The organism is Salegentibacter sp. T436, assembly GCF_001932675.1.
GTDB classification, from domain to species: Bacteria; Bacteroidota; Bacteroidia; order Flavobacteriales; family Flavobacteriaceae; genus Salegentibacter; species Salegentibacter agarivorans.
Genome location: NZ_CP012872.1, coordinates 2,322,364 through 2,343,290, shown reverse-complemented (window position 1 = coordinate 2,343,290; position 20,927 = coordinate 2,322,364). Strand labels below are relative to the sequence as shown.

15 protein-coding genes and 2 pseudogenes are annotated in these 20,927 nt (G+C 37.6%); all 17 read right to left on the bottom strand.

Features of this window, described 5'->3' with window-relative positions; translation table 11 throughout:
- Nucleotides 1–233: 233 nt before the first annotated feature.
- A complete protein-coding gene (locus AO058_RS10300) occupies nucleotides 234–1,757 on the bottom strand; it encodes a bifunctional GNAT family N-acetyltransferase/carbon-nitrogen hydrolase family protein (RefSeq protein WP_075326405.1) in 1,524 nt (507 codons plus the stop codon).
- A 224-nt stretch (nucleotides 1,758–1,981) separates the two neighbouring features.
- Nucleotides 1,982–2,614 carry a response regulator transcription factor gene (locus tag AO058_RS10295; protein ID WP_075326403.1) on the bottom strand — a complete coding sequence of 211 codons (633 nt, stop codon included), beginning with the start codon at nucleotides 2,612–2,614 and terminating at the stop codon, nucleotides 1,982–1,984.
- Nucleotides 2,607–3,395, bottom strand: coding sequence for a sensor histidine kinase (locus AO058_RS10290; protein ID WP_075326401.1), 789 nt, complete (start codon nucleotides 3,393–3,395; stop codon nucleotides 2,607–2,609). Before AO058_RS10290 ends, AO058_RS10295 begins: the two co-directional genes overlap by 8 nt.
- A gap of 705 nt (nucleotides 3,396–4,100) precedes the next feature.
- Complete coding sequence (locus AO058_RS10280) at nucleotides 4,101–4,487, bottom strand: hypothetical protein (RefSeq protein ID WP_075326397.1); 387 nt, start codon at nucleotides 4,485–4,487, stop codon at nucleotides 4,101–4,103.
- A 959-nt stretch (nucleotides 4,488–5,446) separates the two neighbouring features.
- A complete protein-coding gene (locus AO058_RS10275; protein ID WP_075326395.1) occupies nucleotides 5,447–6,304 on the bottom strand; it encodes a biotin-dependent carboxyltransferase family protein in 858 nt (285 codons plus the stop codon).
- Nucleotides 6,294–7,025: a 5-oxoprolinase subunit PxpB gene (gene pxpB, locus AO058_RS10270; protein ID WP_075326393.1), complete on the bottom strand. Its 732-nt coding sequence runs from the start codon at nucleotides 7,023–7,025 to the stop codon at nucleotides 6,294–6,296. Before pxpB ends, AO058_RS10275 begins: the two co-directional genes overlap by 11 nt.
- Nucleotides 7,022–7,762 (bottom strand): 5-oxoprolinase subunit PxpA, encoded by a 741-nt coding sequence (gene pxpA / locus AO058_RS10265; RefSeq protein WP_075326391.1) that lies wholly within the window; start codon nucleotides 7,760–7,762, stop codon nucleotides 7,022–7,024. The genes pxpB and pxpA overlap by 4 nt, the downstream gene beginning before the upstream one ends.
- Before the next feature lie 109 nt (nucleotides 7,763–7,871).
- Nucleotides 7,872–8,944: pseudogene (locus tag AO058_RS10260) on the bottom strand (Nramp family divalent metal transporter).
- Nucleotides 8,944–10,095, bottom strand: coding sequence for a DUF2891 domain-containing protein (locus tag AO058_RS10255; protein WP_075326389.1), 1,152 nt, complete (start codon nucleotides 10,093–10,095; stop codon nucleotides 8,944–8,946). Before AO058_RS10255 ends, AO058_RS10260 begins: the two are co-directional and overlap by 1 nt.
- A 148-nt stretch (nucleotides 10,096–10,243) precedes the next feature.
- Nucleotides 10,244–11,166: pseudogene (locus tag AO058_RS18935) on the bottom strand (YifB family Mg chelatase-like AAA ATPase).
- Nucleotides 11,058–11,780, bottom strand: a complete 723-nt coding sequence (locus AO058_RS18690; RefSeq protein ID WP_232228826.1) for a magnesium chelatase domain-containing protein — start codon at nucleotides 11,778–11,780, stop codon at nucleotides 11,058–11,060. The pseudogene AO058_RS18935 and the gene AO058_RS18690 overlap by 109 nt, the downstream one beginning before the upstream one ends.
- Before the next feature lie 47 nt (nucleotides 11,781–11,827).
- Nucleotides 11,828–12,688, bottom strand: coding sequence for an N-acetylglucosamine kinase (locus AO058_RS10245; protein ID WP_075326388.1), 861 nt, complete (start codon nucleotides 12,686–12,688; stop codon nucleotides 11,828–11,830).
- A gap of 94 nt (nucleotides 12,689–12,782) precedes the next feature.
- Entirely contained in the window at nucleotides 12,783–13,781 is a 999-nt protein-coding gene (gene gap, locus AO058_RS10240) for a type I glyceraldehyde-3-phosphate dehydrogenase (protein ID WP_075326386.1), read from the bottom strand.
- Nucleotides 13,782–13,799: 18 nt separating this feature from the next.
- Nucleotides 13,800–14,786: a 6-phosphofructokinase gene (gene pfkA, locus AO058_RS10235; RefSeq protein WP_075326385.1), complete on the bottom strand. Its 987-nt coding sequence runs from the start codon at nucleotides 14,784–14,786 to the stop codon at nucleotides 13,800–13,802.
- A 124-nt stretch (nucleotides 14,787–14,910) separates the two neighbouring features.
- Nucleotides 14,911–16,350: an alpha-amylase family glycosyl hydrolase gene (locus tag AO058_RS10230; protein WP_075326383.1), complete on the bottom strand. Its 1,440-nt coding sequence runs from the start codon at nucleotides 16,348–16,350 to the stop codon at nucleotides 14,911–14,913.
- 234 nt (nucleotides 16,351–16,584) lie between these two features.
- The gene (locus tag AO058_RS10225) at nucleotides 16,585–18,441 is read right to left on the bottom strand and encodes a glycoside hydrolase family 13 protein (protein ID WP_075326382.1); all 1,857 of its coding nucleotides are present in this window, start codon (nucleotides 18,439–18,441) and stop codon (nucleotides 16,585–16,587) included.
- 135 nt (nucleotides 18,442–18,576) lie between these two features.
- Entirely contained in the window at nucleotides 18,577–20,883 is a 2,307-nt protein-coding gene (locus AO058_RS10220) for a glycoside hydrolase family 65 protein (protein WP_075326381.1), read from the bottom strand.
- Between the last annotated feature and the right edge of the window lie 44 nt (nucleotides 20,884–20,927).

Here is a 20,927-nt window from a genome sequence, read left to right as displayed (position 1 = left end):
GATTTCGGGCTTTTGAAAAATTCTTAATTTATTGAATTATTTTTTGTGTTTTAAATGTTTTAAGCTGAATTTCTAATAATTTGATAATTATACCAGATTCTGAAAATAATTTACATTTTTAGAAAAGATTGTCACGGCCGCTGGCCTCGCAATGACGGTTAATAAGTTAATTTAAATATCTAATACTTCCTACTGAAAACTGATAAGTCAGAACTGAGACTGCTTACTGAGAACTACTTTTTCTTCTTCAAAGAATATAAATCCTTCCTGCGGTCTTTCATATTTCTTACACTACCAAAGGCGTGAAGTTCTTTTAAGAGGTCTAAATCAACATCTACCAATAAGGTACTCTCGGTATTAGGAGTAGCTTCGGCTTTTATTCCGTTTACGGGAAATGCGAAATCTGATGGCGTTAATACCGCGCTTTGAGCATATTGAATATCCATATTATTTACTTTAGGTAAATTTCCTACAGATCCTGCAATAGCAACATAACATTCATTTTCTACCGCCCGGGCCTGTGCGCATATTTTTACACGAGAATATCCATTTTGGGTATCAGTCATAAACGGAACAAAAAGAATATTCATTCCTTCTTCGGCTAAAATTCGCCCGACTTCAGGGAACTCAATATCATAACAAATTAATACCCCAATTTTTCCACAGTCGGTATCAAAGGTTTGGAGTTTGCTACCGCCCTTCATTCCCCAGGCCGATTCTTCAGCCGGAGTGATATGTAATTTTTCATAACGCTCATAACTTCCGTCACGGCGGCATAAGAAACCAACATTATACATGTGTTCACCAATTACCATTGGCATACTTCCGGTAATGATATTTATATTGTAATTCACCGCAAATTCCTGGAAAGTTTCCAGCAAACGTTCGGTATAGGTAGAAAGTCCGCGGATGGCTTCAGGTTCCGTAAGCTCATTGAATTCGGCCATAAGTGGCGCATTGAACAATTCAGGAAAAAGGATAAAATCACTCTGGTAATCACTTACCGCATCCACAAAGAATTCAATTTGTGAAACCAGCGCATCATAATCCTTAAAAAGTCGCATTTGCCATTGTACCAAACCAAGACGAACCACGGTTTTAGGCGTATCTATCAATTTGGTGGTTTTGGTGTAGTAAATATTATTCCACTCCATCAAAACCGCGTATTCTTTACTTTCGGCGTCGCCCGGCAAATAACCTTTAATCACTTTCTTTACGTGAAAATCGTTGGAAAGCTGAAAAGATAAAACAGGATCATGAATTTCCTGCAGTTTTACTTTTTCAATATATTTTTTTGGGGTTAGTTCTTTAGAGTATGTCGCGTAATTAGGAATACGACCACCAAACACAATAGATTTGAGATTAAGCTGCTCGCAAACCTCTTTTCGGGCTTCGTATAAACGTCTTCCCAGGCGCATTCCGCGGTAATCTGGATGAATAAAAACATCTATTCCGTATAAAATATCACCGTTTTTAGTATGTGTAGAAAAATTTTCACCACCAATTATTTCATCGTAAGTATGATCTTCATCAAACTTTTTAGAATCTATAATGATAGAAAGTGCGCAACCAGCAATTTTATTTTCTATAATAATGCAAAACTGTCCTTCGGGAAACTTATTGACCAGATTCCTAATTTCATCTTTACTCCAGTATTCCTCTGGCATTTTCTGGTAGCTCTTTATCATAGAAACCTTGAGTTCCTGATAATCTTTAAGCTTTAAATTTCGAAGTTCAATTTTGGGAGTTTCGTTCACGACATTATTTTTTTGAGATTGCGAAGATACAGCAGAAAGTTATCTATTAAAAATGGGAAAGGGATTTGACTTGAATTCGCGAATAGTTATTTTGACCTATGACCTTTTAAAATCAGTTTGACGTCACCCTGAACTCGTTTCAGGGTCTAAGTAGAGCTTAACTACTTTTCAACCTAGATGCTGAAACAAGTTCAGCATGACGTTAAAATGGAGATAAAAAAAGCTTACAACAGCAAAATTCTATGCTTAATAGCATAAAGCACCAAACCGGTACGGCTTCTTACGTTTAGTTTCTGAAACAAACTTTCGCGATATCCGTCTATAGTCTTCGGACTAAGATTCATTTCGTTTGCCACTTCTTTATAGGTCATTTCAGAACAGGCCAGGCTAAGAAATTCCAGTTCGCGTTTGGTAAGGTTAACGAGTTTATTTTCTTTATCCTTATTTTTAATGGCTTCAGAAACCGCATCGCTATAGAAAAAGCCTTCTTTTATCACTTCATCCAGCGCAAATTTAAACTCATCTGGATCTATATCTTTTAGTAGATAACCGCGACAACCCAATTTCACCATAAAAGTTACGGTTTCCTCATCGTCTTCCATAGTAAGCGCCAAAACTTTTTGGTCGGGATAATTCTCTTTGAGCCAGGCCATCGTTTCAGGACCATCCATTATAGGCATTCTAATATCCAGCAATACCAAATCGGGTTTAGGCTGGTTGGCTTTAAATTGAGTCACCAGTTCCTGCCCGTTTTTATGCACGCCATTAACCTCGTAATTTTCAAAAGAATTCACCAGGTTTTTTAAAGATTGTGAAAATAAAGTGTGATCGTCTACAATTGCTACTGTATTATTCATCTTGTTGCCCCATTAAAGAATAACGTAAAGATAAGGAAGTTCCCGCGCCTATAGAAGTTTCCATCTCAAACTTTGCCTGTATCAGCGCTGCCCTGCTTTCCATGTTGAATAACCCTGAATTCTTCTTTACCCCTTCCATATCAAATCCCATCCCGTTATCTTTTGCAGTAATGATGATTTCTTCGGAAGTAAAATCAATATGAACATCTAATGCTGAAGCCTTTGCGTGTTTGATCACGTTAGAAAAGAATTCCTGAAGTATTCTGAATAAAATAATGCTGTGTTGCTGCGGAATTTCCTGTTTTTCTCCGGTTACTTTCAATTCCGTTTCAATAACGCCCATACGCTGAAACCTTTCCAGTTCATTTTCTACAGAAACCACCAAACCGGCATAACCAATCACCTGGTTGTTTAAGGATTTTGAGAGCGAACGCACTTCCTGAAGTGAATTCGCCACGGTTTCTTTAATTTCTAAAGCTGAGTTTTTTTCGGCTTCAGGTAGGCTTCTTGAAAAAATATTCAACTGCATATTAGCAACAGAAAGTAACTGACCAATATTATCGTGCAATTCCCAACCCACATTTTTTAAGGTTTGTTCCTGCATTTCCAAACGCGATTGGGAAATTTCCCGCTCAAAACGCTGTTTAGCCTCAAATTGCTCTAGCAGCATTTTATTTTTACGCCTTTGGTACACCACAAAAAAAACGATTACAAAAGCCGTTAACAGTAGGATAACTACCACAAAATAGATGATAAGTAAAATTTCTTCTTTAGAAAGCATTTGTTATATTCTTAGAAGTTGGTTTTCTCTTGTTGGCCAGAGATAAAAAGGCAATGCTATAGGAACTATACATGAAAATACTCAAACCAATTAAAACAGATCTACTTAGCTTAATAAATTCCGGACTCTGAGTAGTATAATATTTATAATAAATCAAAATAGGTGTAGTAGTTAAAAAAAACAGAAGTGCAGGAATGGAAATATAGAAACTGATCTCTCTTTTGATGTTTAGAATTTTAGAACTCAGTAAAATTTCAAAATAATAATAGAAAATCACTCCTAACAGCAAAAAATTTCCTAAAATGTAGGTCACTACAGAATGACTTTTAAAAAATACATCTGAAAAAATCAGATTGATAACACAGATAATAGTGTAGAAGATCAAGCTCGTATTAACAACATGTCTTATTTTTCTATTTGATATATTCCAGGTGAAATATAGAATATAAACTACGAAACTAATAATAAGGTAAGGATTATAAAGCCAGAAATTGCTATACAAAAAAGTATTTTTCAGAAAATGTAAAGATTCATTCCAATAAATTATTGCAGGTATTGTAGCTAGTACTTCTATAAAAAAAGTAAGCAATAAAAAATAAGAAAAAAAACCGACCGCTTTATCAGTCGGTTTTTTTTGATAGTAATATAATCCGGAAATAGCAGCAAAACCTTCAAGTAGAATTACTAGAAAACCAAGTTCTTCCATTAATAATTACGAGGCGGATGACCGCCTTGGATTATATTCATTGGCTCAATTTCATAATTATTAGGGTCAGAATCTTCCCCGGCAGTTGCTGCATCTCCCACAGCTTCTTTGGTAGGGGACAGGAACATGGTGGTATAGCTTTTTTTCTCCTTAGTTTTAGGATAAGCGCCTAAATAAAACCGAATCCCCGGTTTTTCTACACCCTGTTCTTTAGATTTCTCCTTTACGTAATCCAGGTATTCCTGTAGTTCGTCCACACTATACCAGAATTCGCGGGTATCTTCATAACCCTCGGCTTCCCTAATATCTTTCCCACGAGTCTTCACCCATTCGTCCTGTTCCCTGCGCGCTTCGTCAACGCTAATGCATTTTTTCGGTTTTTTCATTTTAAGTTGGTTGGTTAAAAACTTAATTTTTTGTTAAGGTAAATTTAGGAGAATTTTTCATTTTGGCAAATCTTTGATTTTCAATTATTGGTTGTTGGTTGTGGGTTGTGAGTTTTCGATTCTCGGTTCTCAGTTATGGGTTCTCAGTTTTTGGTCGAACTAGATTACAAGTTGCCACGAATACACGAATGTTTTTTTAAATCACTGTGCGTAGGAGCTCCATAGTCCATAGAGGGAGTTTTTATTTATCCCATTATCTTCTTCTTGAAAACAGTTCGTCACCCTGAACTTGTTTCAGAGCCTGCTTCGAATTTCATTCGGAGGTCTAATATGTTAGATGCTGAAATAAATTCAGCATAACGTTTAGAAGAAAGGGGATTTTTCCCCTTGTGACGAGCGTACTTATCTTCTACTTTTGACATAGTCATTTTAGTTAGCTAAAGTGTTTTGGGGCAAAAAAGTGTCGTCAACGGTGAGGAGTTTGATTGGTAGGGTAATCAAGCTTCTCGTAACCAGGGCGGCACTTTTTTATTTTAGTGAGCCTATGTTTTAAAAAGGCCTCTGGCCGCATTTAAAATATTAGAGCGAACTAATCCCGATTTCACATCGGGATCTTCTCAAACTTAATGTTGTTCCAACCGATACACTGAATTTATTTCAAGGTCTTGTTCTCAGGGAATTCAAAACCACTTAAAACCCAAAAGATAGTTCAGCTTGCCACGAATACACTAATATTTGTTATCAAATTCATTATCAGGACTGCGACAGCGGGATGTGGCAATCTCTTGTTGATTAGTTTTCGGTTTCAAACCAACTTAGATGCTGAAATAAATTCAGCATGATGTAAGTATAAAGAAAAATATAACCCTACTTTTTCAGGATAATGCTTCTCCCCCCTTTTGGGGTTGGGGCGTTTAACATATTAGATTCTGAAACAAGTTCAGAATGACGTAAAAAAATTAAGATTTAAACAAAAACCTAACCTTATCCCCTGCCTTTTTCTGCGCCATCATATTAATTCCTTTTTCACTTAGTTGCAAAACCCTAGGATAGCCACCCGTGGTTTGACAATCGCGCATAAGAACGATTAATTTTCCGCCGGGAGTGAGTTGAACGGTTCCGGGAAGTACGGGGCCGGTAATAATAGGCTGCAGTTCGTTCTCTAAGAGCTCACTTAGCTGAATAGCCATTCTATTATTATTTTTATCAATACTAAACTTACTCTGTCTTAAATGACTTTTTAAAGTTTCTGGCAGTTTTTCAAATTCAGGGCCGGGAAAAACTTCTATTACTTCAGAATTAAGATATTCATTATCAAACTTTATGGCAGCGTGAGTCTCATATTTTTCCTCCTCAGAAGCTTCGTATTGAAGCTTCATTCCTTTTTCGAACTTTTCGTGGCTGGTAATATCTTCGTACCAACTACGGCTTCCCAGGACTTTTTCGGTTTTAAATCCGTCAAGGATTGCTAAATAGGAACGCATTCCGTATTCCGGCCTTCCAAAAGATAAAATATCACCTTCGTGAATTTTCACCACTTCATTATTGTCAATTTCAGTATCATTTAGTTTTGGAGAAAGATGTGCTCCGCTAATGGCGATTTTTGTAGCTGCTGAAAATTTAAGTTTGGGACCCATTTGGGTAATTTCCATCACTGCTGCATCGGCCTGATTTTGCAAAATAAGGTTGACGGTTTTTAAAGCGATCCTATCCATCACTCCACTTAAAGGAACTCCATATTTTTGAAATCCGCGACGACCAAAATCCTGAATTGTTGAAAATAATCCCGGATGTAAAATTTCAACTTCAGCCTTCATAATTTTCTTTTTTTAGTTGAAAAGTTCCTTCGGAAATTTGCTCTGAAATTTCTTCAAATTCTTCTTTGGAAACCGAATAAAATTTCACTTTATCGCCAGCCAAAATTTCACAAGGCGGATCGTTATTTTTATCAAAAAATTGAACTGGACAATTGCCCAAAATTTGCCATCCGCCGGGACTGGATTTCGGGTAAATCCCGGTCTGGTTTTCTCCTATTCCAACAGCCCCTTTTTCGATCTTCATTCGGGGTTCATTTCTACGCGAAATTTGAAGCTTTTTATCAAGGCCTCCCAGATATAAAAATCCGGGTAAAAATCCTGTGAAAAACACCGTATAAAATGGTTTGGTATGCAGCTGGATAATTACTTCTTTTGAGAGTTTTTTTTCTTTGGAAATGTATTCCAGGTCCCAACCGAATTCCTCCTCATAGCAAACCGGTAAGTGGAAAATTTGCTGGTTATTTATTTTTCCTATCTTAGCCTCTCCAAACAGCTCTTTAATCGCTGAAACCTCATTATAGACGTTTTCTATACTGAACATATAACTAATTAACAACGAGTTATATGTATTGATTACCTCAACATTTACTTCATCATAAAACTCTTCCAGTTTATTTTTGTAAAAAAGAAGCTTTCTGAGAAGTCTTTCACTGATTTCAGGCTCAAATTCTATCAGAATTCCCCGCTCCCCCATCGGTGTTATTTTAGGAAAATCATTCATTTTGCATTCTTAATTTTAATATTGTGTTCAGCAAATTTCTGCTGTAAAAAGTTTATAATTTCAACTGAATTTGGCGTGTCACTATGCAGGCAAAAAGTAGTGGCGACGCAACTTATTTTAGCACCATTTTCACAGGTAATTTTTCCTTCAGAAAACATAGAAAAAAGATGTTCAAAAACGGCTTCTTTTTCGCTTATTAAAGCATTGGATTTTGAACGCGAAACCAAGCTGTAATCTGGGTTATAATTTCGGTCGGCAAAAGCTTCAAAAACGATTGGAATTTTCCCTTTCGCAAGTTTAGAAATCACAGAATTTACTGGACAAAAAAGCGCTAAATTTTGATCGAATTCCAGTAAAGAATCTATGATAATTTGAGCTGTTTTTTCGTCTTTTGCAGCTTCATTATAAAGTGCTCCATGAGGTTTTACATAGGTAAGTTTTACCCCTTCTGCTTCGGCCAATTGTTTTAAACTTAAAATTTGCGCAACAATAGAACGCTGCAATTCTTCCGCAGAAATCTTCATAGTTTTTCTTCCAAAATTCTCCTTGTCGGGATAAGAAGGGTGCGCCCCTATTTCTACTCCATGCTTCACGGCAAGTTTAATAGTTTGCTGCAAGGTTTCAAGAGTTCCTGCGTGACCACCGCAAGCAATATTGCAGGCAGAAATATGCGGCATTAGATCTGCATCAAAGTCGCCGCCTTCACCTAAATCGCAGTTTATATGGATTTTTTTCATCTTTTTATATTAAGTTATGCAACTTTCTACTAATTAAATTTCTATACAATATCAGGAACTTTATACCTACAAGGTTTTAGAAACCTTGCAGGAAAATAAAATAGATATATTAAAAACCTTGTAAAACGCTTAGAATCGCTTTAATTCCTAAAAATACAGAAAGCGCAATAACAAGTATTCCTAATACATTTTGAAGCTTAGAATTGCGGTGTTTACCCAAAACCGAGGCTTTATTGACTACCCAAAATAAGAAAATAGCAATTACCGGCAAGAGGATTCCGTTAGCGATTTGGGCGAAGCGTATAATCTCAATAGGATTAATTTGCAGGGAAGAGAAGAACACACCCAAAATAAGAACCAAGGCCCAGACTGATTTAAATTTCGCTGACTTCATCCCGCCTTTCCAACCAAAGCAGCCTTTTACTACATAAGCGGCGCTAATTAGAATTGCCATAGAAACCGTACCGCCAAGGATTATAGAAACTATGAGTTCTTTCCTTGCAGTTGGCAAATAAGAAGCTTCTTTCCACTTTTCACTAACGAGAGAAGCGTGTAGAAATAAGTTGTAAGGAACCACGGTAGTACCTAAATAGCCATCACCGTAAGCAATCCGGCAGCATTACTTGTAGGCATAAGTCCGCTTAAAATTTCTAAAATATCAGGTTTGGTAAGAATAGCAGTAAGCACAAAACTTATACTCATTAGTAAAACCAGGCCAATAAAGATCTTTTCGAGGGTTTTATAACTTCCGGTGAATAAAAGTATAAACGCGACTGCGCCAATAAAAATACTCCATAAGTTGAGCTTAAAATCGCCAATTTGCAGATTCTGAATTCCGAAGATAGCTTCAGCTCCAAGAACAGCGCCGGTAATATTACCTGCTTGGTAAGCAGCATTCCCGATAACTATGGCTGAAAAAATAAGGATAATTGCTAAAACTCTGAAGATCGGTTTTTTTATCTCCTCCCGAATAACATCACTTAAACCCTTTTGAGAAACCACGCCAAGCCTGGCTGCCATTTCCTGTAAAATTATACAGGAAAATATAGAAAGCACTAAAGCCCAAAGCAGGCTATAACCAAATTCAACCCCGGCGAGCGTACAAACTGTAACCGTTCCCGGCCCAATAAACGCAGCCGAAACAAGGATTCCCGGACCAAGGTTTTTCAAAAAATTTCGCACTACATACCTTTAGATTCCTGAAGGGCGTAAATAGCGAAAGATCCTAACCAATGACCGCCTTCATAAGAATCTCCTACCAGGTTAGGAAAAGAATAAGCCACGTGCCTATCAGCGATTTCCTGTAAATGCGAGAATTTATCGGGATATTGATTTATAAGTCCGTAGAAAACCCAGGCACGGCTAAAGTTCAGTCCGTCAAGATGCACCAGTTTTCCATCGGTTCTATCAGAAACTTCTCCAACTTCCATTTCAAAATCTTCAGATTTTAACTGCGGAAGAAAATCTTCCAACCACATTTCAAAGGCATTTTTTGGTAAAACACGGCGCATTATATTAACTTCTTCCAAACAAGGTGAAAGAAAGTCAAATCCGCCCGGTTCCCAGGTAATTGGGCAATTATCGTCCTTCAAATAAAAATCCCTGGCCCTATTTGAGATCAATTGCTTAAATTCGGTATTTTCGGTAGCTACGGCATAATCGTAAGCAAAACTAAGTCCGAAAGCTGTATTAGCGTGTTCCCCTACTCTAATTGGGTAATTTAATTTCGGAAGAAACTCTAAGTATTTATTCACAATAAGATTGGTAAGCGGATCTAAATTCTCTTTTAATTCTTTGGCCAGGGGATCGTTCCAGGTTTCAATTTCTTCGGCGAGCTTCAGTAGCCAGGCCCATCCATAGGTACGCTCAAAAGAATCGCTTTGTTCTCTGTTAAAATAAGCCACCTCGCCCTGAATATTTTCTTCAGAAAGAGATTCCTTTAATTTCTCTCTAATGGTTTCAGCTTTCTCCAAATCTGGAAATTGCTTAAGTAAACTAACCATAGACCAATGCGCATGCACCGATGAATGCCAATCAAAACAACCGTAAAATGCAGGGTGTAATTCAGAAGGTTCCCCTATAGCCTCTTTATTTTCCAGGGTTTGATTAAGTTTATTAGGATATTCGGTATTAATACAATTTAGCGGAAGTTCGGCTAATCTATTGGCTTCCTCCCTGGTAAATTCTACACGATTTTCACCTAATAGGTCGCTGGTTAAAGAATTTTCTTCTTTAATAGTATCTCGCTCCATTTCTGAAACTTCTTTAACTTCGGGTTCCCCTTTACACGCGAATATTAAAATGGCAATAAGCAACAATAAACTTTTTTTCATAGTATCGTGGTCTTAGCTAATAAATTACCCCTAAACCAATTTGTGGGACTTTAATCAATTTTTATAGCAAGTAAATATAAATTTAAAAGTTGACATATTTCATGGCTTCTTTTTTTCAAAAAAATCAAAATTAACTTAAAAGAAGATTTTAGCCAAGCCAGCCATCTCGATCCAGACTTCTATACTGAATAGCTTCGCTAATATGGTTCCCTTTAATATTTTCTGAATTTTCTAAATCAGCGATAGTTCTTGAAACTTTAAGAATACGATCGTAGGCGCGAGCAGAAAGATTTAAACGCTCCATTGCGGTTTTAAGCAAAGCTTTTGAAGCATCATCTAGAGCACAAAACTTTCGAATTTGGCGTACACTCATTTGCGCATTGTAATGCACTGAATCAGATTCTCTAAAACGTTCGGTTTGAAATTGGCGAGCCTGAGTTACTCTTTTCCTAATTTCAAAGCTGCTTTCCCCATGGCGTTCTTCACTTAATTTTTCAAATGGAACGGGAGTCACTTCAATATGAATATCTATTCTGTCTAATAAAGGGCCGCTAATCTTACTTAAATAGCGTTGCATTTCTGCCGGGGAAGAAGTTGCAGGCGCATCGGAATCGTTAAAATATCCGCTTGGACTGGGATTCATACTCGCCACCAGTATAAAGCTAGAAGGATAAGTTACCGTAAATTTAGCTCTGGAAATCGTTACTTTGCGATCTTCCAACGGTTGACGCATTACTTCTAAAACGCCGCGTTTAAATTCTGGTAATTCATCTAAAAATAAGACGCCATTATGTGATAAAGAAATTTCTCCTGGTTGCGGATACGCCCGACGCCGACTAAAGCGACGTCTGAAATTGTATGGTGTGGACTTCTAAATGGCCTTTGAGACATTAAACCCACGTGTTCTTTAACACGACCAACCACACTATGAATTTTAGTAGTTTCCAGGGCTTCGTGTAAAGTCATTGGTGGTAAAATACTGGGCAGGCGTTTTGCCAGCATCGTTTTCCGGATCCCGGCGGACCAATTAAAATAATATTGTGACCTCCCGCTGCGGCAATTTCCATACAACGTTTTATAGATTCCTGGCCTTTAACATCGGCAAAATCGTGTTCGGGATGATCCAGGTTTTTGTAGAATTCTTCGCGGGTATTAATTATGGTTCGCTCTAAAGCTTCATCTTTATCAAAAAAGTTAATTACTTCTGTGATATTTTCCACGCCATAAACTTCAAGCCCGCTAACAATGGCGGCTTCTTTGGCATTTTGATTCGGAAGGATAAATCCTTTAAAACCTTCTTCTTTGGTTTTAATAGCAATGGGCAAGGCGCCCTTTATGGGTTGCAAGCTTCCGTCTAGCGAAAGCTCACCCATAATTATATATTCTGAAATATTTTCTGCTTTAATTTGGCCCGAAGCGGCCAGAATTCCAAGGTTTAAACTAAGATCGTAAGCCGAACCTTCTTTTCTAAAGTCGGCTGGCGCCATATTGACGATGATCTTTTTACCCGGAAACTTATAGCCGTTATTTTGTAGCGCGGCTGCAATTCTAAAACTGCTTTCCCTAACGGCATTATCTGGAAGACCAACTAAATGATATCCAATACCGGTTGCTACGTTTACCTCTATAGTAATTGTAGTTGCCTCTACCCCAAAGACGGCACTTCCATAAACTTTTATAAGCATTTAAGTGTAAATTTCTTAAATGTAATAAAATTTATGAAAAACTGTAATTAATTAGGAGCAAGCACTTCTTTTCTATAGTATTCTATTAATGCATCAATAGGTCTACGTACAATATTCCCAATTTCTATTCCATAAGGTTGCGCTACTGCACGAATAATATCTTCACTAAAGTAAGCGATGGTACCAATAAAATGCACAGGCGTATTTTGGGCTTGTTTGTAGCACATTACACGGGAATGCATAAAATCTGTAATTCCTTCGTGTACTAATTTGTAGAAATAACCATTACGTTCGTTAGAAAAAATAAATTCAGCAAAAGAAGCGAGGTAAGTATTTGGATTCTCTCTGCGATAGAGGTTTTTCTTAATCTCATCTGACTCCATATTGTATAACTTACCAAATTCTTCAGCAAGTTCTGGAGGCATTCTTTTATAATAATAATCTCTAATTAGTCTTTTTCCGAAGTAATTTCCACTGGCTTCATCCATAAGAATATAACCAAGAGAGTGCACGGCCTGGTGAATATCCTTGCCGTCAAAGTAACAACTATTAGAACCTGTACCAAGTATACATACAATTCCTGGCTCTGTAGTGGCAGCGTAAACCGCAGCTACCATATCTTCCAGGATTATAACTTCTTCTACATTGGTAAAGAAATTGGTAAAAATTCCTTCCAATAATTTTTTAGGCGTTTCGGTACCACAACCGGCGCCATAAAAATGCACGCGTTCTACTTTATCTTTTACTTCTTTTAATTCGGCATTTTCTTCAATACGTTGTTCCAGTACTCCCTCGGGAAATACTGCCGGATTTAATCCTTTGGTGCGGGTTCTAAGTAATTCTTCTCCCGTTGCACTAAGTAAAATCCAATCACATTTTGTAGAGCCACCGTCCGCTATTAATATCATGTGTGTGAATATGGTTTAATTAAAAAGCCTGAGGAAAGGGCTAAAGATTAAAAATAACCTAAGCGTAGCTTTCTTCAGGCTCTAAAATAAAATATTAAATTGAATTAACGTGTGCCGCTAAATCCAAAAGTTTGGCAGAATAACCATATTCGTTATCATACCATGCGATTAATTTGAAAAAATTATCGTTAAGTGCGATTCCTGCATCGGCATCAAAGTTACAAGTATGTGCGTCTGATACGTAATCCTGAGAAACCACAGCATCGTCAGTATAAGAAATCACTCCTTTGTAAGCTCCTTCAGAAGCTTTTTTGAATGCAGCTTTTACATCTTCGTAGCTCACAGACTTGTCTGTCTTAACCGTAAGGTCTACTACAGAAACATCTGCGGTTGGTACTCTAAAAGCCATCCCTGTAAGTTTCCCATCTAGTTTAGGAATTACTTTCCCTACAGCAACTGCTGCACCTGTTGAAGATGGAATAATATTCATAAGAGCACTTCTACCACCTCTAAAATCTTTTGCTGATGGTCCATCTACAGTTAACTGTGTAGCTGTAGTTGCGTGAACTGTTGTCATTAAACCTTCTACAAGACCAAACTCATCGTCTATTACTTTTGCAAGTGGAGCAAGACAGTTTGTAGTACAGGAAGCGTTAGAAACAATTGTATCTTCTGGTTTAACATCTTTATGGTTAACACCCATTACAAACATAGGTGCGGTTTTAGATGGTGCAGAAATAACTACTTTCTTAGCACCGGCATCAATATGCGCCTGCGCAGAGTCTTTTTCTTTAAAGATACCTGTACAGTCAATCACAACATCTACCCCTACATCGTTCCATTTAAGGTCTGCCGGATTTTTTTCTGCTGTAATACGAATGGTATTTCCATTAACAACCAGATTTCCGTCTTTAACAGAAACATCTCCTTTAAATCTACCGTGAACAGAATCATATTTTAGCAAGTAAGCTAAATGATCTACATCAAGTAAATCGTTGATTGCAACAACTTCTACATTATCTTTTTCAGCCGCAATTCTAAACGCGATACGTCCTATTCGGCCAAAACCATTAATTCCAATTTTTGTACTCATAATTTAAATTTTAAAAATTTACACTGAAGTGATGTTTGCCACCCTTCTTAATTCCTGATCAAATTCCCTGTCTTCTTTTAAAGCAGTTTCCAAAGGCACGTGAACCACTTTTTGGTGATGCACGCCTAACATGATATTGGTTTTACCATCGGTTAATGCTTCAACCGCACCAACACCAAGCTTACTGGCCAGAACACGATCAAAACAACTTGGAGAACCTCCTCTTTGAATATGACCCAATACAGAGACTTTAATGTCATATTCTTCGTGGCTTTGCGAAATAAATTCAGCTAACTGAAAAATATTCTTTCCGCTCTTTTCACCTTCAGCCACCACGATAATGCTGGAAGTTTTTCCGGATTTTTTACTTTTTTCCAAAGAATCCATCATTCGTTGAATTCCCTGGTCTTCTTCCGGCAATAATATTTCTTCGGCTCCTGCACCAATACCACTATTTAAAGCAATATCACCTGCATCCCGACCCATAACTTCAATTAAGAATAATCGGTTATGAGAACTCGCGGTATCCCGAATTTTATCTATGGCTTCCACTACCGTATTTAAAGCGGTGTCGTAACCAAGTGTATAATCGGTACCGTTAATATCGTTATCTATAGTTGCGGGAATTCCCACAATTGGAAAATTAAACTCGTTGCTAAAATAAAGGCCTCCGGTAAAAGTTCCATCTCCACCAATCGCAACCAAAGCATCTATACCGGCATCGGTAAGATTTTTATGAGCTTTTGCCCTTCCTTCTTTAGTTTTAAATTCTTCAGATCGGGAAGATTTTAAAAATGTACCTCCTTTATTAATGATGTTTCTAACAGATCTTGCGTTAAGTGGTTCAAAATCTGCTTCTATAAGTCCCTGAAACCCGCGGTAAACACCCACACATTCCAGGTTATAGTATGAACAGGATCTAACAACCGCCCTTATAGCGGCGTTCATTCCGGGTGCATCACCCCCAGAAGTTAAGACTGCAATTTTATTAATTTTTTTCGCCATTAGGCCAAATCTATTTTAATTCTACAATATAACCTAATTTCCTAAAAAACTAAAACGTTTTCGGTTAATAACTAACAAAAACAGCCCTTTCGAGAGGGCTGTTTTTAGTTTTTTAGTAAATTTATTACTTATTTATTAAGATAAAGTACTGCCAGGGTTCCAAATCTATATTTTTATCTTCTGAAATCTCTAAGCTTTCTCCAGATAAATAATCTTCAAAACTTCCGTTTAACTGAATGCTGAAGCTAGTATTTTTATCGCTCATATTGGCAATATAAAATAACTTAGCTCCATCTTTTTCCCTTTTAAAAGCTAAAACTTTTTCTTCTTCTGAAGTTTCTATATTTTCATAAGAAGCAGCTTCCTTTGCACCGTGCAGGGCTTTGTTTTCGTTTTTCAATTTTCCAAGTTTTTCCAGTAAAGGCCAAACTTTTCCTTTTTCCTTCGAAATAGTATCTTTTTCAAAAAATAAAAGTCTTTTATCCATATCATATTCCTGCCCACTGTATATTAATGGCATTCCAGGTAAAGTATAAGTAAGTGCCATCATAGCTTCTGAAGCATCTCCCATTCTCTCTTTCACGGTTCCGTTCCAGGAATTCTCATCGTGGTTGGTAACAAAATTCATCAAATAATCATCTTCCTGGTAAGTGGAATCTATTTTCTGCATATAAGCATCCCAGTCTTTGGCAGTTTTCTTACCCTGTGCCATTTCATTCATAATATGGTGACCTTCCCAGTTGTAACCCATATCAAAAGCATTTTCAAAAAGATCCTTGTCCTCTGACTCTGCTAGCATGAAAATCGGCTTAATTTCCTCTAATTGCGGAACAATGCTTTCCCAGAATTCAGTTGGTACTTCCCCGGCTACATCGGCTCTAAAACCATCAATATTATATTCTTCTACCCAAAACCTCATTTCTTCCCCCATAGCTTTATGAAGCTCTTTGTTCTCAAAATTTAAATGAGCAACATCTGTCCAGCCCCAGGATTCCCCTGTTGCAGGATTTATAGGATCGGTAACTTCACCTTTATCATTTTTATGATAAAATTCAGGTTTTTCCTCTATCCATTTATGATCCCAACCGGTGTGGTTAGCCACCCAATCCAGAATTACATACATATCGTTTTCGTGAGCGGTTTCTACCAGTTTTTCAAAATCTTCAAAGCTCCCGAATTCAGGGTTTACATCGGTATAATCTGAAATCGCATAATAGCTTCCAAGATACTTCTCTCTTTCTTCCGGATCCTCAATATCTTCTACTGAAAGATCTCCGGTTGCCTTTCTATTTTTCATAGAAATAGGATAAACAGGCATTAACCAAATCACTTTCACACCCAGTTCCTTTAGCTGCGGAATATCTTCAGTAAAGGCATTAAAGGTTCCTTCCGGTGAATACTGGCGAATATTTGCCTCATAAATCACCGCAGATTCCATCGCCTCATTAGAAATGGGAGCTATCGCTTTTTGTTCTTCTTTTTGCTCTGGCTGCTCTTGTTTTTCATTTTCCTTACAGGAAAATAAGGCCGTAAAAGCCAGCAGCATTATTAATGTTTTTTTCATTATTCTTTATTTAGTTGATATTATATTTTTACTCTATTTTATTATTGACGTCATGCTGTCCCGAAACTTCGGGATGTTTCAACTTCTAATGTGATATTAAATTCAAACATGTTAGATCCTGAAACAAGTTCAGGAGGACGTGCCCTATACTTTTTCTCCTGCAAGGTTTCTAAAACCTTGTAGGTTTTCCTTTTTGTATACCTACGAGGTTTTAAAAACCTCGTAGGAAATTCACTACTCCATTTTCGTAGTAAAGAAATAAACTCCTTCTTCCGATAATTCCAATGAGTCTTCCCACTGAAATATTTCTTCGGAAATAATATTTTTAAAAGTTTTTCCTTCTAAATTTAATTCACTGAAACGTTCCAAGTCTAAAGTAATTGCTTCTTCATTTTTATTCAAAATTAGCACTAGAACCTCATCGCCCGCCTTTCTTGTAATTAGGTAAGTACCTTCTTCCGGAGCAAAATGTTTGGTTACTCCTGAATGAATTGCCTCGCTGTTTTTGCGGTAATTCATCACTTTTCTAACGAATTCCTGCATATCAGCCTTTTCTTCCGACAGTCCTTCACCAGTAAAAGCATTCACTTCGCTATCATCCCAACCACCGGGAAATTCGGTTCTAATTAAACCGTGATCGCCTGGATTTTCGGTATCATCCATTAGAATTTCGGTACCGTAGTACATTTGGAAAATTCTCGGCAAAACAGCCATATAAGCTACGGTCATTTTGGTTTTGGCTACATCTTCTCCAAGTTGGGTATAGATTCGACTTTTATCGTGATTATCGGGGAAAATCATAATATTTTCAGGATGGGCATACGCGAAATCGTTGGCTAAGCCCTCGTAAATTTCCACCAGGCCGGTGCCCCAGGTTTCTTCAGCTTTTAAGCCGGTTACAATTCTTTCTTGCATTGCGAAATCCATCGTAGATTTTAGGTTAGAATCATAACCATTATCCACACCATCCTGCCAGTAACGAATAAGCAACGGATTCAAGCTCCACTCTTCGCCTACAATATTAAAGTTTGGATATTCGGTCATAATTGCGCCAGCCCAATCACTCATAAATGCTTTATCGGGATAAGGATAAGTATCCTGGCGAATCCCACCTAAACCAAGAGTTTCAATCCACCAAATACTATTCTGAATAAGGTATTTGGCCATAAACGGATTTTCCTGATTTAGATCGGGCATGGTTTCTACAAACCAACCTTCAGTCATTCCTTTTTTATCGGTTTCTGAAGCATATAGATCCTGGTTGGTCGTTCTACGGTGATTGGAATAAACCAAATCTTCGCCATTTTCAAATTTCTCCTGGAAGTTGATCCAATTGTCAAATGGCAGATCATCCATCCACCAATGCTCAACGCCGGCGTGATTAGCTACCTGGTCCATAACCAGTTTTATTCCACGAACGGTAGCTTTATCTGCTAATTCTCTGTATTCTTCTAAAGTTCCAAACCGCGGATCTACCTTATAAAAATCAGTCATCGCATAACCGTGATAAGAACCCGATTTCATATCGTTAATCACCAAAGGCGAAGGCCAAATAGCGGTAAAACCCATTTCATCTATATAATCTAAATGATTGATGATTCCGCGGATATCTCCCCCGTGGCGACCATAATCATCTTCGCGGTTTTTCGTTTTTTCGTTTAGAAAATTAAAACTATCATTAGATGTATCTCCATTCGCAAATCGGTCTGGTGTGATTAGATAAATCGCATCGGTATTATCAAAACCTACATATTCTGATGCAGCTTTTTCCCGACTTTTCAATTCATATTCATATACTTTTTCTGAGCCGTCCTCAAGCTCAAAAGTGAGCTCAAAAGTTCCCGGTTTTGCTTCCCCGATTTCCAAATCGATAAACAGGTAATTAGGGCTATCGGCTTTTTCAACATTTTCAATGCTTACTCCGGGATAATCGATGTTGGGAGTGGCATTTCCAATATTTTCGCCGTAAACCATTAACTGGAGTTCGGTTTCTTCAAAACCCGTCCACCAGTTTGGCGGCTCTACACGCTCTATTTGCGCAAACCCGGTTAAACCGGTGAGGAGCATTAAAGTGATTAGTATTTTTTTCATGATTTTTTGTTTTAAGTAATTGTTCTGCTAATTATCGTCAACCTGAACTTATTTCAGTCTTTATCCCGAATTTGCATCGGGATTCTAACATCTTAGATCCTGAAATATCCCGAAGCTTCGGGACAGGATGACGTATTAAACCTCTAATTCCTGATTTGGCTGCAATTCAACAGCTTTTCCGTTTACATTAATTTCAATCGCGTTATCTCCTTCCAGGTAGAAAACCGTTTTATCTGCAGAGACTTTCACTTTTAATATTTGGTCTCTAAAATTCACTTTAAAAGAATAGGTTTTCCAGTCTTCAGGAATTGTGGGATTAAAAGAAAGTTGATCATCTTTAACCCGCATTCCGCCGAAACCTTCTACAATACTCATCCAGGTTCCGGCCATACTTGTAATATGACACCCCTGCTCTACTTCTTTATTATAATCATCTAAATCCAGCCTTGAAGTTCTTAAATAGAACTCGTAAGCCTGCTTTGTTCTTCCCAGAAGTGCAGCCTGAATGCTATGCACGCAAGGAGAAAGCGAGGATTCGTGAACGGTGATAGGTTCGTAATAGTCAAAATGTTTTTCAAGTTCTTTTTTGCTAAAATGATCTTCAAAAAAGTAGAAGCCTTGCAAAACATCAGCTTGTTTAATATAGCAGGAACGTAAAATCCTGTCCCAACTCCATTTTTGGTTAATAGGACGTTGAGATTTGTCCAAATCGGCTATTAGAACGATCTCTTTATCTAAAAATCCGTCCTGCTGAAGGAAAACCTCGTGCTTTTCAGAATATGGGAAATACATATTTTCAGCAACTTCTCTCCATTTCGCCATTTCGGCTTCATTGAGCCTGGTTTTACCCATTACACGCTTATAATCTTCGGCATAAGCCTCCTTCACCTTTTCAATGGTTTCCAGGCAATATTCAATACACCATTTCGCAAGATAATTGGTGTACCAGTTATTGTGAACATTATTTTCATATTCGTTTGGCCCGGTTACACCCAGCATTACATATTTATTTCTGTGTTCGCTGAAATTGACTCTTTGCTGCCAGAATCTTGCAATTGCGATCATTACTTCCAGGCCTTTTTCCGGAATATAATCGAAATCGCCCGTGTAGCGTACATAATTATAAATGGCATAAACCATTGCGCCATTTCTATGAATTTCCTCGAAAGTAATTTCCCATTCATTATGGCTTTCTTCGCCATTCATCGTAACCATTGGATAAAGCGCCGCGCCATTGGTAAAACCAAGTTTTTCGGCATTCTCTATGGCTTTGTCTAAATGATTATAACGATAGGTCAATAAATTCCTGGCTACCTGCTGATCTTTGGTTGCCATATAAAAAGGAATACAATAGGCTTCGGTATCCCAATAAGTACTTCCGCCGTATTTCTCGCCGGTAAAGCCTTTTGGACCAATATTTAGACGCTCGTCTTTTCCTAAATAAGTTTGATTGAGCTGAAAAATATTAAAGCGAATTCCCTGTTGGGCTTTTACATCACCTTCAATAGTGATATCTGCCATTTCCCAAATTTTCTCCCAGGCTTCTTTTTGATCCTGAAGCAATTTGGAAAATCCGGCTTTAGTGGCATAATCTAATACTTTACTAGCCGCTTCCACGAGATCTGAACGCTTATGGTTCATATCGGTTACGTAGCCGGCATATTTTCTAAGACTTACTTTTTGTCCTTTTTCAGCTTTAACTGAATAGGAAAAAGTGAGTGAATCTGCAGTTTTGGTTTCAGTAAAATCGACATCTTGTTTTTCAGCATTCAGCAAAACTTCAGATTGCATATAGGTGTTTACGTGGAACTCAGTTTTTAAAGTTTTAGAAAGCACAAAACCTTTGTTGCCTTCAGATTTCACTTCTAAAGTCTTCCAAAAACGTTCTTCCCAGTTGGCATCGGTATTCGTGATTCCGCCATCTAGATACGGCTCAAAACGAACCTCAGCATCGCTGTTCAAAACTTCAATTTCAAAATCTATCGCGCCAAGTTCATCTTCAACAATAGAAAGAAAACGGGTGGCTTTTACCGAAATTTCGATTTCGTTTGGAAGCGTAGCTATAAAACTGCGGCGGTGAAAACCTTCTTTCATATTAAGTTCACGCTTAAAATCTTCAACTTTTTTACAGGTAAAAAGGTCTAAGGCCTCATCGTTTATAAACACGTTTACCCCAATCCAGTTGGGTGCGTTAAGTACTTTTGCAAAATATTCTGGATAGCCGTTTTTCCACCAGCCAACTTTGGTTTTATCAGGATAGTAAACCCCACCAATGTAGCTTCCCTGGAAACTGGGCCCTGAATAGTTTTCTTCAAAATTGGCTCGCTGCCCCATAACGCCGTTACCTATACTAAAAAGGCTTTCAGACGATTTTACGCGTTCTACATCAAATCCTTCTTCCAGAATGGACCACTCGTTAGGTTGTATATAATCTTGGTTCATTGCTTTATTTCTGTCTAATTTCTAATTGATAAACCCGGGACAAA

Coding starts and splice junctions, on each gene's coding strand:
- AO058_RS18690 (WP_232228826.1), bottom strand. CDS start 11,780: ATGCTTATAAAAGTTTATGGAAGTGCCGTCTTTGGGGTAGAGGCAACT.
- pxpB (WP_075326393.1), bottom strand. CDS start 7,025: ATGAATGATTTTCCTAAAATAACACCGATGGGGGAGCGGGGAATTCTG.
- AO058_RS10295 (WP_075326403.1), bottom strand. CDS start 2,614: ATGAATAATACAGTAGCAATTGTAGACGATCACACTTTATTTTCACAA.
- AO058_RS10230 (WP_075326383.1), bottom strand. CDS start 16,350: ATGAAAAAAACATTAATAATGCTGCTGGCTTTTACGGCCTTATTTTCC.
- AO058_RS10220 (WP_075326381.1), bottom strand. CDS start 20,883: ATGAACCAAGATTATATACAACCTAACGAGTGGTCCATTCTGGAAGAA.
- AO058_RS10225 (WP_075326382.1), bottom strand. CDS start 18,441: ATGAAAAAAATACTAATCACTTTAATGCTCCTCACCGGTTTAACCGGG.
- AO058_RS10290 (WP_075326401.1), bottom strand. CDS start 3,395: ATGCTTTCTAAAGAAGAAATTTTACTTATCATCTATTTTGTGGTAGTT.
- pfkA (WP_075326385.1), bottom strand. CDS start 14,786: ATGGCGAAAAAAATTAATAAAATTGCAGTCTTAACTTCTGGGGGTGAT.
- AO058_RS10245 (WP_075326388.1), bottom strand. CDS start 12,688: ATGATATTAATAGCGGACGGTGGCTCTACAAAATGTGATTGGATTTTA.
- pxpA (WP_075326391.1), bottom strand. CDS start 7,762: ATGAAAAAAATCCATATAAACTGCGATTTAGGTGAAGGCGGCGACTTT.
- gap (WP_075326386.1), bottom strand. CDS start 13,781: ATGAGTACAAAAATTGGAATTAATGGTTTTGGCCGAATAGGACGTATC.
- AO058_RS10255 (WP_075326389.1), bottom strand. CDS start 10,095: ATGAAAAAAAGTTTATTGTTGCTTATTGCCATTTTAATATTCGCGTGT.
- AO058_RS10275 (WP_075326395.1), bottom strand. CDS start 6,304: ATGAAGGCTGAAGTTGAAATTTTACATCCGGGATTATTTTCAACAATT.
- AO058_RS10280 (WP_075326397.1), bottom strand. CDS start 4,487: ATGAAAAAACCGAAAAAATGCATTAGCGTTGACGAAGCGCGCAGGGAA.